Source organism: Nonomuraea sp. NPDC003707 (assembly GCF_053587055.1).
In genome coordinates, this window is the sequence record NZ_JBSFNK010000003.1 from 442,349 (window position 1) to 456,732 (window position 14,384).

At 72.0% G+C, this 14,384-nt stretch carries 13 protein-coding genes; 6 read left to right on the top strand and 7 right to left on the bottom strand.

Annotation, left to right across the window (positions count from 1 at the left end; all coding sequences use genetic code 11):
- The first annotated feature begins 102 nt into the window (after positions 1-102).
- Positions 103-933 carry a trypsin-like serine protease gene (locus ACWDRB_RS09640; protein WP_355195542.1) on the top strand — a complete coding sequence of 277 codons (831 nt, stop codon included), beginning with the start codon at positions 103-105 and terminating at the stop codon, positions 931-933.
- A gap of 204 nt (positions 934-1,137) precedes the next feature.
- Here the strand turns inward: ACWDRB_RS09640 and ACWDRB_RS09645 are convergent, their stop codons facing one another.
- Together ACWDRB_RS09645 and ACWDRB_RS09650 are read right to left on the bottom strand one after the other, a co-directional pair.
- On the bottom strand, positions 1,138-3,360 hold the full coding sequence (locus tag ACWDRB_RS09645) for an arylsulfatase (protein WP_449892652.1): 2,223 nt from the start codon (positions 3,358-3,360) through the stop codon (positions 1,138-1,140).
- The gene (locus tag ACWDRB_RS09650; protein WP_449892654.1) at positions 3,357-4,694 is read right to left on the bottom strand and encodes an MFS transporter; all 1,338 of its coding nucleotides are present in this window, start codon (positions 4,692-4,694) and stop codon (positions 3,357-3,359) included. The genes ACWDRB_RS09645 and ACWDRB_RS09650 overlap by 4 nt, the downstream gene beginning before the upstream one ends.
- Before the next feature lie 73 nt (positions 4,695-4,767).
- Here ACWDRB_RS09650 and ACWDRB_RS09655 point away from each other — a divergent pair, with 73 nt between their 5' ends.
- A complete protein-coding gene (locus tag ACWDRB_RS09655) occupies positions 4,768-5,709 on the top strand; it encodes a LysR family transcriptional regulator (RefSeq protein WP_449892655.1) in 942 nt (313 codons plus the stop codon).
- A 7-nt stretch (positions 5,710-5,716) separates the two neighbouring features.
- Here the strand turns inward: ACWDRB_RS09655 and ACWDRB_RS09660 are convergent, their stop codons facing one another.
- The 3 genes from ACWDRB_RS09660 to ACWDRB_RS09670 form a co-directional block, all read right to left on the bottom strand.
- A complete protein-coding gene (locus ACWDRB_RS09660) occupies positions 5,717-6,676 on the bottom strand; it encodes a hypothetical protein (protein ID WP_363964984.1) in 960 nt (319 codons plus the stop codon).
- 84 nt (positions 6,677-6,760) lie between these two features.
- Positions 6,761-8,179: an amidase gene (locus ACWDRB_RS09665; protein ID WP_449892656.1), complete on the bottom strand. Its 1,419-nt coding sequence runs from the start codon at positions 8,177-8,179 to the stop codon at positions 6,761-6,763.
- Between the two features lie 251 nt (positions 8,180-8,430).
- Positions 8,431-9,834, bottom strand: a complete 1,404-nt coding sequence (locus tag ACWDRB_RS09670; protein ID WP_449892657.1) for an alkaline phosphatase PhoX — start codon at positions 9,832-9,834, stop codon at positions 8,431-8,433.
- A gap of 224 nt (positions 9,835-10,058) precedes the next feature.
- Here ACWDRB_RS09670 and ACWDRB_RS09675 point away from each other — a divergent pair, with 224 nt between their 5' ends.
- The 4 genes from ACWDRB_RS09675 to ACWDRB_RS09690 all read left to right on the top strand — a co-directional run bounded on the left by ACWDRB_RS09675 (position 10,059) and on the right by ACWDRB_RS09690 (position 12,628).
- Positions 10,059-10,418 (top strand): luciferase domain-containing protein, encoded by a 360-nt coding sequence (locus ACWDRB_RS09675; RefSeq protein ID WP_350742907.1) that lies wholly within the window; start codon positions 10,059-10,061, stop codon positions 10,416-10,418.
- 90 nt (positions 10,419-10,508) lie between these two features.
- A complete protein-coding gene (locus ACWDRB_RS09680) occupies positions 10,509-10,739 on the top strand; it encodes a three-helix bundle dimerization domain-containing protein (RefSeq protein WP_449892658.1) in 231 nt (76 codons plus the stop codon).
- 83 nt (positions 10,740-10,822) lie between these two features.
- Positions 10,823-11,593, top strand: coding sequence for a DUF2267 domain-containing protein (locus ACWDRB_RS09685; RefSeq protein ID WP_449892659.1), 771 nt, complete (start codon positions 10,823-10,825; stop codon positions 11,591-11,593).
- A gap of 51 nt (positions 11,594-11,644) precedes the next feature.
- Entirely contained in the window at positions 11,645-12,628 is a 984-nt protein-coding gene (locus ACWDRB_RS09690; RefSeq protein ID WP_364249057.1) for an FkbM family methyltransferase, read from the top strand.
- Between the two features lie 26 nt (positions 12,629-12,654).
- Here the strand turns inward: ACWDRB_RS09690 and ACWDRB_RS09695 are convergent, their stop codons facing one another.
- Positions 12,655-13,293, bottom strand: a complete 639-nt coding sequence (locus ACWDRB_RS09695) for a response regulator (RefSeq protein ID WP_449892660.1) — start codon at positions 13,291-13,293, stop codon at positions 12,655-12,657.
- Complete coding sequence (locus ACWDRB_RS09700) at positions 13,233-14,360, bottom strand: sensor histidine kinase (RefSeq protein WP_449892662.1); 1,128 nt, start codon at positions 14,358-14,360, stop codon at positions 13,233-13,235. Before ACWDRB_RS09700 ends, ACWDRB_RS09695 begins: the two co-directional genes overlap by 61 nt.
- Positions 14,361-14,384 lie beyond the last annotated feature (24 nt).

A 14,384-nucleotide genomic window follows, 5' to 3' on the forward strand; every position in this document is an offset into this window, starting at 1 on the left:
CACTCCGGGAAATGCGCGGCCAAACCGGCCGTTCCCAGGAAAACAAGTAGATCTTTTGCTCATATGTGCCATTCATCACCCCCCGACACCTAAACTTCGGGAATGCGTTATGTCCCTTTTGTCCTGGTTGCCGCTGCGACGCTGGCATACACCGCGACTCCGGCAGCGGCCATCACCAACGGTTTCACCGACGGTGACGCTCACCCGGAAGTAGGGGCTCTCATCTCCGATGAGGCGAATCCCGACGGCACGTGGTCGTACTGCACCGGAACGCTCATCTCGCCGACCGTCTTCCTCACCGCCGCCCACTGCGGTGAGCCGAAGCAGAAGACGGCCACCGTCTCCTTCACGGGCCACTACAAGCGCGGGGGCCAGGTCTACACCGGCCGTTACATCCCGGACCCCCGCTTCTCGAAGAAGTCCGACCTCCATGACATGGCCGTCGTCGTGTTCAGCAAGCCCGTCCCGAACATCACGCCCGCCCAGCTGCCGGCCGCGGGCCTGCTCGACCTCCTCAAGGCCCAGAACAAGCTGGAGTCCGCACGCTTCACCCCCGTCGGGTACGGCTCGCTCAAGCCCACCAAGAACAAGCCGCGCGGCCAGAGCTTCCACTACACCGACACGCGCCACCAGGCGACCATCTCGTACAAGAGCATGACCCCGAGATGGCTCAACCTCTCGCTGTCCACCAAGGGCGACGGGAGCACCTGCTTCGGCGACTCGGGCGGCCCGAACTTCCTGGGCGGGCTCACCTCGCACCTCCTCATCGCCACGACGATCTCCGGCGCGGACGACGCCTGCAGGAAGACCAACTACGACTACCGCCTGGACTCCGCCTCGGCGCGGCAGTTCCTCGGCAAGTACGTCACCCTTCCCGGAGATGCCTGGTCAGCGGCGATCGCGGCGCTTCCGGCCCGTCCGAGCGCGGGCTGAAGATGGGGCGGGGCATCGGGACCCGCTCCGCCGCCGGCGGCGGCGCCTGATCCACCAGCGCCTGGATCGCCGTCCTGCGCCTCTCGATGCCCGCTCCGTCGATGCTGATCCGCGGCCTGCTCCGGCTCTTGTCTTCCATCACGCACGGGAGCGTACTGAGACGGACGCCAAGAGCAGGTCACGAGCGCGCCCGGTTACTCCCCGTCAGTCGAACGTCTCGTGGACGGCGTCCGGGACATCCTCGTCCAGCCCCACGCGAACCCGCTCGATCGTGCCGGTGAAGGGGAAACCGCGCGGATAGTCCCAGCTCACCGGCGACAGCGCGTCGCGTCCCAGCACCAGGCCCTGCCAGCCGATCAGGTAGCGGGCGGTCGTGAGCGGCTCCTTGCCGCCGTCGGGGCGGCCGTCCACGGCCAGGGCGGCCACACCCTGGCAGGGGCCGGTCCTGGTGAAGATCATCGACAGGACGTGGTCGCCCGGCGGCAGCGGGCGCTCGCCGTGCACGCGGTAGCGGGTGCCCTGATGGTTGTACTCGTAGTGGAGCCGGCCCTCTGCCACGTACAGGACGTGACCGCCGTTCACGTCACCCTGGGAGATCAGCACGCCTTCGTCGCCCTCGCGCAGCCGTACCTCGGCGTCGATGCGGTACGAGCGGTCGTAGATCAGCGGCGTGACCCCGCCCGGGATGCGGCTCATCTCCGGGTAGAGCACGAAACTCCGCCGCCTCCTGGGCGAGGCCGCGCTGTGGTATTTCGCGGCGCGTTCGGCGAAGTTGCGGTCGTCCAGGGGGAAGACGCCGTACCGGTCGGCCTCGGACCACCAGCGGCCGATCAGCTCATGGAGCACGTCGGGGCGCTCGGCCGCCAGGTCGTGGCACTCGGAGAAGTCGTCGTCCAGGTGGTACAGCTCCCACCGGTCGTCGTCGTAGGAGGTGCCGCGCTCGTGGTAGGCCACGGCCTTCCAGCCCTCGTGCCAGATCGCGCGGTGCCCGTACATCTCGAAGTACTGGGTGGGGCGGCTGGTCGGAGCCGTGGCGCCGTCGAAGGTGTAGCGCATGGACACGCCGTGCACGGGCAGCTGCGCGAGCCCCCGGTACGTCTGCGGCATCTCGGCGCCGACGACGTCCAGGATCGTCGGGGTCACGTCGATGACGTGGTGGAACTGCGTCCGCACGCCTCCCTCGGGGACCCGCCCCGGCCACGAGACGATGAGCGGGGCCCGGACGCCCCCGGCGTGCGTGTTCTGCTTGTAGCGCTTGAGCGGGGTGTTGCCCGCCTGCGCCCAGCCCCAGGGGTAGTTGCCGTGGCAACGGAAGCCGCCGATCTCGTCGAGGCGGGCGAAGTTGTCGGCGTGGGAGACGGCGTCGCCGTTCTCGTAGGCGATCGAGTTGGTGTTGCCGAGCGCGCCGCCCTCCTGGCTGGCGCCGTTGTCCGAAAGGAGCACGATCAGCGTGTTCTCGCGGGTGCCGATGTGCTCCAGGTGGGCGACGAGCCGGGCGAGGTGGGCGTCGGTGTGCTCCAGCATCGCGGCGAACGCCTCCTGCAGCCGGGCGGCGACCGCGCGTTCCTCCTCGGGGAGCTCGGCCCAGGGTCGCACCCCGTCGTTGCGGGGCGCCAGCGCGGTGCCGGGCGGGATGATCCCGAGCTCGGCCTGCCGGGCGTGGCGGCGCTCCCTGATCACGTCCCAGCCCTCGTCGTAGCGGCCCCGGTAGCGCCGCAGGTACTCCTCGGGCGCCTGGTGCGGCGCGTGGCCCGCCCCCATGGCCAGGTAGAGGAGGTACGGCTTGTCCGGCCCCACCGACTTGTGGTCGGAGACGCAGGCGATGGCCCGGTCGACGAGGTCCTCGGTGAGGTGGTAGCCCTCCTCCGGCGTCCGCGGCGGCTCCACCCGGTGGTTGTCCTGGACCAGCTCGGGAAAGTACTGGTCGCTGATGCCCTCGAGGAAGCCGTAGTAGCGGTCGAACCCCCGGCCCAGCGGCCACTGGTCGTAGGGGCCGATCGCGCTGGTCCGGTCCATGGGCGCCAGGTGCCACTTGCCGAAGGCGTAGGTGTTGTAGCCGGTGTCGCGCAGCACCTCGGCGATCGTGGCCGCGCGGTGGGTCACGGTGCCGCGCTTGCCGGGGAAGCCGCTGTCGGCGTTGGACAGCAGAGACATGCCGACGGCGTGGTGGTTGCGGCCGGTGAGCAGCGAGGCCCGGGTGGGCGAGCACAGCGGCGTGACGTGGAAGTTGGTGTAGCGCAGCCCGCCGGCGGCCAGGGCGTCCATCGTGGGTGTGGCGATCTCGGATCCGTAGCAGCCGAGGCTGCCGAACCCGACGTCGTCGAGGACGACCACGATCACGTCCGGCGCGCCCTCCCGGGGCCTGGGCGGCTGCGGCCACCACGGCGTGGAGTCCTGGTAGGTACGTCCCACGTGCCCCGAGGTCATGCATGCATCCTTTCTTCGAGCTGGCGCAGGGTCAGGCCGCGGGTCTCCGGGGCCAGTTTGAAGGTCACCGCGGCGTTCAGCACGGCCAGGGCCGAGATGACCAGGAAGGAGACGGCGCCGAGCGCCTCGAACATGCTGGGCAGCGCCAGCGTGCCGACCACGCTGCCCGTCTTGCCGACCATGTTGACGATGCCGACGGCCCGCCCCCGCACCCCCGCCGGGAACAGCTCGGGCGCCCAGGAGTAGAAGGCCAGCGAGGTGCCGCCGTTGATCACCGCGATCGTGACGGCGAAGGCCGCCAGCACGAGCCACGAGGTGCCGAATCCGGCCCAGATGACGAACGTGCACACGGCGGCGACGGCCGTGCCGGTGATCGCGATGAAGCGGCGGCCGATCGACTCGATCACCCACAGGCAGACGATCAGGCCCAGGATCACGGCCAGCGCCGTCGTGCAGGCGGTGAACAGCAGCGAGGTGAACGTGCTCGGCGTGACGATGCGTTTGATCAGGCTGGGCTGGTAGAGCAGGATGGCCGAGCCGTACAGGTTGTTGCAGCCCCAGTACACGCAGAGCATGACCATCATGATCGCCAGCGGCCGGCGGAACAGCATCCGCAGCGGTGCCGGCTGCCCGCCGCCCGTCGCGGCGGGCTCGGGCGAGTCCGCCTCGCCGGAGGTGGCGTACCGCCAGGCGGCCACGGCCTCCTCGTGGCGGCCGTGGGCACGCAGCCAGTACGGCGACTCCGGCGTACGGCGGCGCAGGAAGAGCAGCAGCACCGCCGCGACGGCCCCGGTCGCCATCACCCAGCGCCAGTGCTCCACCCCGGAAGCGGTGAAGACCAGCAGCGTGACGGCGATGGCGGTCAGCGCGCCCAGCATCCAGGCCACCCCGCCCAGCCCGGTGAACGTCCCGCGTCTCCTGGACGGGATGAACTCCGTGATCAGGGCGGCCGAGGCCGGCATGTCCGCGCCGATCGCGAACCCGACGCAGAACCGCAGCGCGATGAGCTGCCACACGTCGTTCACGAGCAGGAAGCCGAGCGAGGCCAGCACGAAGACGGCCATCGAGGCGAAGAACACCGGCCGCCGGCCGAAGCGGTCGGTCAGCGGGCCGGTCAGCAGGGAGCCGAGGGCCATCCCGACGAACGCGGACGCGCCCACCAGGCCGAGGACGCCGGGGTCCGGGGAGAGCTCGGGCACGATGCCGAGCAGGGCGCCGGACAGGACCAGCAGGTCGTAGCCGTCCACGTAGTAGCCGCCGATGGCGGTCAGCGCGATCCTGCGCTGACCTCTGGTCATGCGTCCGGCATCGAACTCCACAATCTCGCTCGTCATATTCCGGGAATTTAGGACAGGCGCAACCATTCGTCTATTGCCATGGCCCGGCTCAAAACCATACGTTTTCCGGATGATCGAACGCCTGGACCTGCAGCTGGGCTGGCTGGCCACCTTCGTGGCGGTCGTGGACCACGGGGGCTTCACCGCCGCGGGGCGCGTCCTGGGCCGCTCGCAGCCCCGGGTCAGCGCGCACGTCGCCGCCCTGGAGCAGGCGCTCGGCGACACGCTGCTCATCCGTACCAGCAAGGAGGTCACGCTCACCGCCGCCGGCGCCAGGTTCCTGCCCAAGGCCCGCGCGGCGCTGGCCGCGATCCAGACCGGAGTGGACGAGGTGCGGACCCTGCGCGCCGAGCTCAAGGGCCGGGTCACGGTGGGCGGTTACCCGGGGCTGAGCGCGGTGCTCCTGGCGCCGCTGATGCAGCGGTTCAGGCGGCTGCACCCCGGGGTGACAGTGGTGCTGCGCGAGGGCGACCCGCCGCAATTGGAGGAAGCCATCGCCCGCGGCGAGCTCGACGTCGCGCTGCGCACCTCGGACGTGCCGCAGGTGTACCACAACGTCCCCTCCGCGCACCTGTTCCACGAGAAGATCGTGCTGGTGGCCCCGAAAGGCCACCCGCTGGCCACGGCCTCGCCGGTGGACCTCAGGCTGCTGTCCCAGGAGACCGTCATGGTCACCGGCGACCCGTACGCCGGCTGGGCCGACTACCGCGACCGGCTCGACCGCGTCGGCGCCGACCCCGTCGAGATCATGGTGATCGCGCAGGCCACCACGATCTCGGCCATGGTGGCGGCCGGTCTGGGGGTGGCGATCCTGGGCGCGTTCGCCGCGCAGGTCGCGGTGTTCGGGGACGACGTGGTGACCCGGCCGCTGCCGGCCCCCTTGTGGCAGCGGGAGATCCGCGTCTACCGGAAGGCCGGACGCGTGTCCACCAGGCCGGTGGACGCCTTCCTCGACCTCCTCCACCAGGAGGCTCCGGCCCTGACCGCCCGCACCGCCGTCTGGCCGCAGTGACCCGCCGCTAGGAACGGCGCCGGAAGTAGCAGATCGTGGCGGTGGCCAGGGCGGCGCCCCAGATCGGCCAGAAGCACTCCGGGAGCCAGGCGCCCCATTCGTCCAGGGTGAACCGGCCGGCGATCGTGGACCTGATGTAGGTCAGCCCGGCCACGGTGACGACGATCGAGACGAACCCGGCCGGGATGACCGCCAGCAGGGGCGGCACCCGCCTGCCGCGCAGGCCGGGGATCCAGCGCGGGAAGACCTCGCCCCACCGCTGGGTCAGCCCGAGCGTGAGCACGCCGCCGAACGCGCCGAAGGTCGCCAGGTACGCGCCGGCCAGCCACAGGCCGTCCTCTCCCTGGGCGAGGAACTCCGGGGTCACGCCGAGCGGGATGCCCAGGGCCCAGGCCCACCGGGTCAGGCAGTACACCAGCGGCACCGCGACCGCCACGTACACGGCCCGGCGTCCCCGCTCGGGGGTGAACCAGCGCGCGGCATCCCGGCCGCGGCCGTACGACAGCGCCGCGGCGGCAAGGAGCAGCCCGCCGAGCACGCAGACGAGCTGGTTGAGCACCGGCCACGGCCAGGCGTCGGCGAGGGTGACGCCGCCCAGGCTCCAGCCGAACAGCGGCGCGACCAGCAGGAGGGGCGTGTAGGCCAGGCCCATCATGAGCCGGGAGTCGGGGACGACCAGGATCAGGAGCACGGCGATCGGCCAGGCCAGGTAGAGCGGGGCTCGGCCGCCGTCGCCGCGGGCCAGCGCCAGCGCCGTCACCAGGGCGAGCAGCGCGACGGCGGCGATCCACCAGCCGAAGCTCGGCGTCGCGCCGGCCAGGACCGACAGCGCCCCGTCCGGGTCGGGGTCCGAGGCGCCCCAGGGGAAGCCGGGCGTCCCCAGCGCCCACGCCGCCCCGAGCAGGCCATAGCCCAGCGCCCACAGCGCCGCCGCGTAGCCGCGACGGCCGGAAGTGAGGGTTTCCATGCGATCAAGCCTCGCGGGGGCCCGGTCGCCGGGGCCAGATGCCGTTCGGCACCTCTTGACCCCGGCGACCGTGCCGTTCGGCACCTAGGAACGGTTTCCCACGAAGACCGGAGGAGTCCGGTCCTTCCAGGGCATCGCCTGTTCCAGGTGGGCGGCGATCCGGAACAGCAGATCCTCGCGACCGTAAGGGGCGACGATCTGCACGCCGACGGGCAGCCCGTCGGCGTGGCCGAGCGGCAGGCTGATCGCGGGCTGCCCGGTGACGTTGAACAGCACCGTGAACGGCCCGTAGCCGTCGAGCGACTCCAGCCAGCTCGTCAGCGTGTGTTCGGGATCGTCGTAGCGCAGCGTGCCGTGCGGCGCGGGCAGGCGGGCCAGCGTGGGGGTGACGAGCAGGTCGTGCTCGGTGAAGAACGCGCCCGCGGAGCGGGTGACCCGGTTCTGGACGTCGAAGGCGGCCAGCAGGTCCAGCCCGGTGTACTCCCGCGCCACCCGCAGGGCCTGCCGGGAGACGGCCTCCATCCGGGCCGGGTCCGGCTGTCTGGGTGCCAGGAGCAGCGTGGAGGCGATCGCCACGCTTTCGGCCACCAGGCTGCGCATGACCGCCTCCTGGTCCACGTCCGGGGCGGCCTCGGTGACGTGGTGCCCGGCCCGCTCCAGCGCGTGGCCCACGCGGAGCGCCGCCTCGGCCACCCGGCCGTCCACCTCGGCCCCCGACCAGGCCTTGGTGGTCACCGCCACCCTCAGCCGGCCGGGGTCGGCCCCGACCTCGTCGGCGTAGCGTCGCCGCGGGGGCGGCGCGGTGTACTTGTCGCCGATGCCGGGTCCCTGGACGGCGTCCAGGAGGTGCGCGGCGTCGCGGACGGTCCGCGTGAGCGCGAACTCGTACGACATGCCGAGCATCGCCTCGCCCGCGTCGGGCCCGCAGGTGATCCGGCCGCGGCTCGGCTTGAGCCCGACCAGCCCGCAGCATGAGGCCGGGACGCGGATGGACCCGGCTCCGTCGCTGGCGTGCGCGACGGGCACCGCGCCGGCGGCGACCAGGGCGGCCGCGCCGCCGCTCGACCCGCCCGCGCCCCTGTCCAGGTCCCAGGGGTTGCGGGTGGGCCCGTACCTGAGCGATTCGGTGGCGAAGCTGAGGCACAGCTCCGGGACGGTGGTCAGGCCCAGCGTGACCAGGCCGGCGGCCCGGAAGCGGGCCATCAGCTCGGTGTCGCGCCCGGGGACGATGCCCGGCAGGGCCCGGCTGCCGAGGGTGAACGGCACCCCCTCGGCCACCGGCCCGTGGTCCTTGATCAGGAACGGCACCCCGGCGAACGGCCCGTCCCCGGCGTGGTCCAGCGCCGGCCTAAAAATTGGCAGGGCCAGGCCGTTGACCTGCGCGTCCGCCTGCTCCAGGGCCCGCCTGGCGGTGGCCTCGACCTCGCCGGCGGTGACCTCGCCCGACCTGATCAGGTCGCGGATCCCGACGGCGTCGTACCTTGCGTATTCGTCAAGCTCCATGAAGAGCCTCTTTCTGGCGTCCTCGATCACATGTGGCGGTGGGCGGCGCCCGGGGCGCCGCCGATGACGAACAGCCTGAACAGCGGCGATGGCCGCGAATCGGGGGCCATCCCCTGCTGTGATCGAGGTGCTTCTACGCTCGGTACATCACGACCCATGGTGGCGGGTGCCGCCCAGGGCCGTCGAGCGGTTTTCCCCGCGACCGGGGTCCTCCCGGCGCACGGCTCGTGCGCCGGGAGGGCGGGCCGGCGTCAGTCGGCGGCGTGCCCGGAGCGCTTCCACGGGCCGGTGATGGCGAACACGTGGCCGGGCGACTGGATGTTGGCGAACAGGATGCGGCCGTCTGCGCTGAAGGTCGGGCCGGTGAACTCGCTGTCGTTGAGGTCGTTGCGGGCCAGCGGGTACGACTTGCCCTGCGCGCTGACGCCCACCAGGTGCTGGATGCCCTCGCCGTCTTCGGCGAGGATCACCCCGCCGTACGGGGAGACCGTGATGTTGTCGGGTCCGTCGTAGTCGGTGTCCTGGCTCGGGTCGGGGTTGACGCCGAAGATGACCTTGAGCGTGACCGTCTCGGTGCGCGGGTCGTAGAACCACACCTGGCCGTCGTGCTCGTTGACGCTGCCGTCGGTGTGCCGGGCGAAGCTGGCCACGAAGTACGCGCCGCCGTCGCCCCACCAGGCGCCCTCCAGCTTGCGGCTGCGGGTGACCTGGTCGTTGGCGAACTGCAGGCGCACCGACTGGATCTTCGCGTCACGGTCGGGCACCTCGACCCAGCGGGCCTTGAAGCGCGTGCCCGGCTCGGTTGCCTCCGACAGGTCGGCAATGTGCGTGTCGTCCCGGTAGCAGCTCAGCGCCTCCAGCTTGCCCGCGGTGTCGCCGCCCTCGGACAGCGCCAGCGCCCGCAGCGCGCCCTTGCGGCCGTGGAACCTCCTCGGCGGGGTCCACCGGTAGTAGAGCCCGTTCGGCCCGCCGGCGTCCTCGGTCAGGTAGATCGCCGACGTCCTCGGGTCGACGGCGACGGCCTCGTGCGAGTAGCGGCCGAGGAACTTCAGCGGCACCGGGTCCTGGTTGGCCTCGCGGTCGAACGGGTCGACCTCGAAGACGTAACCGTGGTCCTTCTGGTAGGCCCCGCCGGCGCGCTGCTCGGTCTCCTCGCAGGTCAGCCAGGTGTTCCACGGGGTCTTGCCGCCGGCGCAGTTGTTGTGGGTGCCGGCCAGGCTGACGTATTCGCGGATCCGCTCGCCGTGCGCGTCGACGTCGATGTTCGTGGTGCCACCCCCGGCGCCGGGGTCGTAGGTGAGGCCGGGCAGCGCCGGCACCCGATACGGCTCGCTCCCTCCGATCTCGTGGTTGTTGACCAGCGTGGCACCCCGGCCGTGCGGGAAGGCCGCGGTGCCGTCGGCGTCGCTCGGGGTCGGCTCGCCGCTCTCCAGCAGCGTCACCCCCGCCTCCGCGACGACGCGGTACGAGAATCCGGCGGGCAGGGCCAGGATGCCGGCCGGGTCGGGGACCAGCGGGCCGTAGCCGAGCGGGGGCCGGGTGGCGGCGAGCGCGGCCGGACCGGCGATGGTCTCGATGCTGCCGGCTAACGCGATGCCAAGGCTCCCCGCCGCGGTGCGGCCGAGGAAGGAACGACGAGAAACAGGTGAGGACACGGGACATCTCCTCTAGCGTCTGGGCGCTTGTACACCAGCCGACCCAACGATGCCACGGAGACGGCCGCCGCGCCGCCCGCAGTCCGCATGATGAACGCCGGATGAACAACCGGTTCCGTCCGGCGCGCTGGTGAGCGGGTCGGGGTTCGAAATTCTCACGACGCGGATAACAGTTGAAGAACGGACGATGGCGGGTCCGTGGTGCGGTGCATCAGCATGGAAACGTGACAGTCATTTCCGCCAGGCGGCGATCGACCGGGCGCCGGGGGCCGTACGTGGCCCGCGCGGTGGCCCAGCTGTTGTCCTGGCCGGCCCTGGAGCTGAGCGACACCAGGCGTGGCATGGCCTTCACCGTCCGCGGCACCGAGATCCTGCGCCTGACCGGCGCGGACGAGGTGCGCCTGTGCCTGACGGAGCCCGCGATCGAACGGCTGGAGCCGTACCTGCGCGACTGCGATCAGGTCCAGGTGGACGCCGACCACGCGTGGGTGACCCTGAGGGTCGAGGCCGAGCCGGACCTCGATCTGCTGCTGGCGCTGACCAGCGTGGCGATCAAGGCGCACGCCGCCTCGGAGGTCGCCTGATATCGGGCATGGGCCGCCCGCCCAAGGTGACTGATTTATACCGAAAAAGTGCTCTATGGTGCGGGCTTTGGAACGTGCTATGACAAAGTCATGGCGTACGACGAGCGCCTCGAACGTGAGGCGATCCAGGACGTGGTGACCAAGCTGGTCGCCAGATTCACCGGAACGCGTTCGGCCGAGCAGGTCGAGGCGGCAGTGCGGACGGCCTATGACCGATTCGCCGACAGCCCGGTGCGCGATTTCATCCCTGTGCTGGTGGAACACGATTCCAAGGAGCTGCTGCGCGGCTCCAGGGAGCTGCTGCGCGGCGGCACCGGCTGACGGGGCCGCCTGACGGGTGACGGTCTCCCTTTCCGGGGTAGCTGAGCCGGCGGGACACGACAGGCTCGGCGCGGGGAGCGGGGATGTACTACGACCAGTTGCTCAAGATCGTGGAGCAGCAGACCGGGGCGGGACCCCAGGCCGCCGAACGCGCCGTGCAGGCCACGCTCCGTACGCTCTCCGAGCGGCTCTCCAAGGACGAGAGCCGCGACCTGCTCAGGGAGCTGCCTCCGGAGGCGATGCCCTGGCTCTACACCGAACGGGACCCCGAGACCTTCGGCGTCGAGGAGTTCCTGCGGCGGGTGGCCGAGCGCGCCGGGGTCGACGTCGAGGCGGCCGGGCGGCACACCCGCGCGGTCTTCTGGGCGATGGGGCAGGCGGTGAGCCCCGAGGAGTTCGCCGACATGGCGGCCGACCTCCCGGACGACTTCGAGGCCCTGGTCGCGGAGGCCGGACGCGGGTACGTCGAGATCGTGCCGGCCGGGGAGTTCCTGGCCGGGGTCGCGGAACGGGCCGGGCTCGACTACTCGGGCGCCCGCCGGGCCACCGAGGCGGCGCTGGAGACGCTCGCCGAGCGCATCGCCCCGGGCAAGGTCGAGGACCTGGTCGGCCAGCTGCCCGTCCAGCTGCACGCGCCGCTGAAGCGCGGGGTGGGCGGAGGTTCCGGCCGGGAGCTCCCGCTGGAGGAGTTCGTCCGCCGGATCGCCACGCGCGAGGGCGTCTCCCCCGAGCGGGCTCGCGAGCACGCCAAGGCGGTCTTCACCATGCTGCGCGAGTCGATCGCCGGCGAGGAGTACGCCGACCTGGCGGGCCGGCTGCCCGACGAATACCGGACCCTGCTACCTCGTCCCTGACAATCACCAGTTACACGAATATTTGGCGGCTGTTCGAGCAGAATGCCTGTCATGGTCACCTTGATCAAGCGGCTACGGCAGGGGCTCGCCATCCGGGTGATGCGGGCGGCCAGGGCGGCGAACCGGAGTCCCCTGGCCCGCAGGCTCCTGCGCGGTCGCAGCATCCGGCGCTTCGCCCTGGTCAACCGGCTCTACCACACGGTGTTCCGGCTGGGCGTGGCCACCGGCGACCGCGACGCCGAGGCGCGTTACCGGGGTGTCGTGCTGACCGGCCCCGCGTGGGACGCGACGATCATGCCTTCGGTCTCGGCGGGGTACTACGAGGAGTTCGAGGTCGGCGTCTTCGAGCGGCTGGCCTCGATCAGCCGTTCCGTCCTCGACGTGGGGGCGAACATCGGCGTCTACACCTGCACCGGCGCGGCGCGCCTGCCCGAGGACGGCAGCCTGATCGCCTTCGAGCCGGTGCCGGAGAACCTCGGTTACCTGCGGCGCAACGTGGAGCGCAACGACCTGGCCGCCCGCGTGACCATCGAGCCCGTGGCCGTGGGGGCGGCGCCGGGCCGGCTGACCGTGCACCTGTCGGGCGAGCAGACGGGCAAGCACTCGGCCGCCGCGGCGAACGTCGGCACCGCCGCCGGCACCCTCACCATGCCCATGACCTCGATCGACGCCTACCTCGCCGACGGCGGCCTCGGCCCGCCCGACCTCATCAAGATCGACGTCGAGGGGTACGAGGGCTTCGTGCTGCGGGGCGCGGCCGAGAGCCTGGCCGCGCTGCCGGCGCTGCTGTTCGAGGTGCATCCCGAGCTCCAGGAGAACTGCGGCTGCGCCGCGGGCGAGCTGCTCGACCTCGTCTTCGACCGCTACCCCTGGGTCTTCGTGATCGACGAGCTCGAAAACGTCCTGCGGCCGTGCACGCGGGCCGAGCTCGACGACCCGCACGCGATCGGCCTCTACCGCTCCAACCTCGCCGCCGTCGGCAGGCCGGAGCACCTCGACGCGTTGCGGCAGTGGCACGGCCTCGGCTCACCCTGAGGGATCACTGAGGGATCACTGAGGAATCACGGCTCGGCCCTGCCGGTGGCCCAGGCCCACGCGGCGATGGCGACCCGGTTCCTGGCGTCGATCTTGCGCTGGATCGCGGCGATGTGGTTCTTGACCGTGCCCGGCGCGAGGAAGAGCTCCGCGGCGATCTCGGCGTTGGTCCTGCCGTGCGCCACCATCGCCACGATCTCGTCCTCGCGCTCGGTGAGGACGACGTGCGGCGCCCCGGGGGGTGTCTCGGGCAGGCCGCGCTGCCGGAGCAGCCGGACGGTGAGCTGGGGGCTGATGAGCATGTCGCCGTTCATCGCGGCCCGGACGGCCTCGACGAGCAGCGCGGGGCCGGAGCGCTTGAGGATGAATCCTGAGGCGCCGTTCCGCAACGCCGCGTCGACGTACTCGTCCAGCCCGAACGTGGTGACGATCACGACGTGGACGCCGGTGCCGGCCAGCGCGCGGGCCACCTCGATGCCGTCGGCCCCGGGCATGCGGATGTCGGCGAGCACGACGTCGGGCCCGATCGCCCTGGCGGTCTCGATCGCGGCCCGGCCGTCGGCGGCCTCGGCCACGACGGTCATGTCGGGCTGGGCGTCGAGGATCAGCCGGAAGGCGGCGCGGATGCCTTCCTGGTCGTCGGCGATGAGGATGCGGATGGCCACCCCGGCGATTGTGCCAGCGGCAGGCGGGCGGTCAGCGACCACCCGTCCGGTACGGCCCGCGCCACCAGGTCACCGCCCTGCTCCCGGACGAGCTCGGCCAGCGCCGGCAGGCCGGAGCCGCCTCGCCGGCCGCCCCGCGTTCCCGCCGCGCCGTCGTTGGTCATGGTGATCTCGAGCGCGCCGGACCCGGCGGTCACGGCGAGATCGACCCGGGCCGCCCCTGGGGCGTGCCGCCGCACGTTGGTCAGCCCCTCGATCACGATCCGGTAGGCCAGGGCCCCGGTGTCCGCGGGCACCGCGGGCAACGCGGGCAACGCGTCCATGCGCAGGCGGACCTCGGCGGGTCCCGCCTCGGAGAAGCGCTCGGCGGCGGCGCGGATGCCGTCGAGGTCGCCCGCGGGGGTGAGGGGCCGGTCGTGGTGCAGCGTGTCCAGGGTCCGGTCCAGCATCGACAGGGCGCGCTGGCCGGCCGCCTCGACGCGTTCGAGGGCGTCCAGCGGATCGCCCGCCACCATGCCCGCCTGGGCGTGCGCCACCATCTCGCTGATGTCGTGGGCGACGAAGTCGTGCAGGTCCCGGGCCAGTCGCAGCCGCAGCTCGGTCCGGGCGTCGGCCGCCGCACGCGCCTGCCGTACGTCGAGGAAGCGCAGGTAGCCGCCCACGGCGGCGGCCAGGAGCGCGCCCAGGCCCCAGAACGCGGACGCGCCCACCGCTTCCAGCCACGAGACCGGGAAGAAGAACCGCAGCAGCCAGGCGGCCCCGGCCAGGCCCGCCGCCGACGCGGCCGGGGCCGCCCGCCGGGGCGGGGCGTACCGGACGACCAGGCCGGCCAGCGCCGCGAGCGCCAGCCCCTCGGCCATCCCCAGCGCGTCGGCGCCGGGCGCCGCCTCCACCGCGCCCATGACGTGGGCGAGCGTGACGGCCAGGGAGACGGCCGCGGCCAGGAGCGTCAGCTCGGGCAGGCGCGACCTGAGCCGCGGACGGAACGACGTGGCCCCCACCAATGAAACCGCGAACGAGACCGCGGCCAGCGCCGGTACGGCGTCGGCGACCCACATCAAGCTCACCGGACCGACGATACGCGCAGACCG

Bases quoted from the DNA above. Each gene is read 5' to 3' on its own strand.
- ACWDRB_RS09655 (WP_449892655.1), top strand. From the start codon at position 4,768: ATGATCGAACGCCTGGACCTGCAGCTGGGCTGGCTGGCCACCTTCGTG.
- ACWDRB_RS09650 (WP_449892654.1), bottom strand. From the start codon at position 4,694: ATGACGAGCGAGATTGTGGAGTTCGATGCCGGACGCATGACCAGAGGT.
- ACWDRB_RS09685 (WP_449892659.1), top strand. From the start codon at position 10,823: ATGTACTACGACCAGTTGCTCAAGATCGTGGAGCAGCAGACCGGGGCG.
- ACWDRB_RS09680 (WP_449892658.1), top strand. From the start codon at position 10,509: ATGGCGTACGACGAGCGCCTCGAACGTGAGGCGATCCAGGACGTGGTG.
- ACWDRB_RS09665 (WP_449892656.1), bottom strand. From the start codon at position 8,179: ATGGAGCTTGACGAATACGCAAGGTACGACGCCGTCGGGATCCGCGAC.
- ACWDRB_RS09660 (WP_363964984.1), bottom strand. From the start codon at position 6,676: ATGGAAACCCTCACTTCCGGCCGTCGCGGCTACGCGGCGGCGCTGTGG.
- ACWDRB_RS09645 (WP_449892652.1), bottom strand. From the start codon at position 3,360: ATGACCTCGGGGCACGTGGGACGTACCTACCAGGACTCCACGCCGTGG.
- ACWDRB_RS09690 (WP_364249057.1), top strand. From the start codon at position 11,645: ATGGTCACCTTGATCAAGCGGCTACGGCAGGGGCTCGCCATCCGGGTG.
- ACWDRB_RS09640 (WP_355195542.1), top strand. From the start codon at position 103: ATGCGTTATGTCCCTTTTGTCCTGGTTGCCGCTGCGACGCTGGCATAC.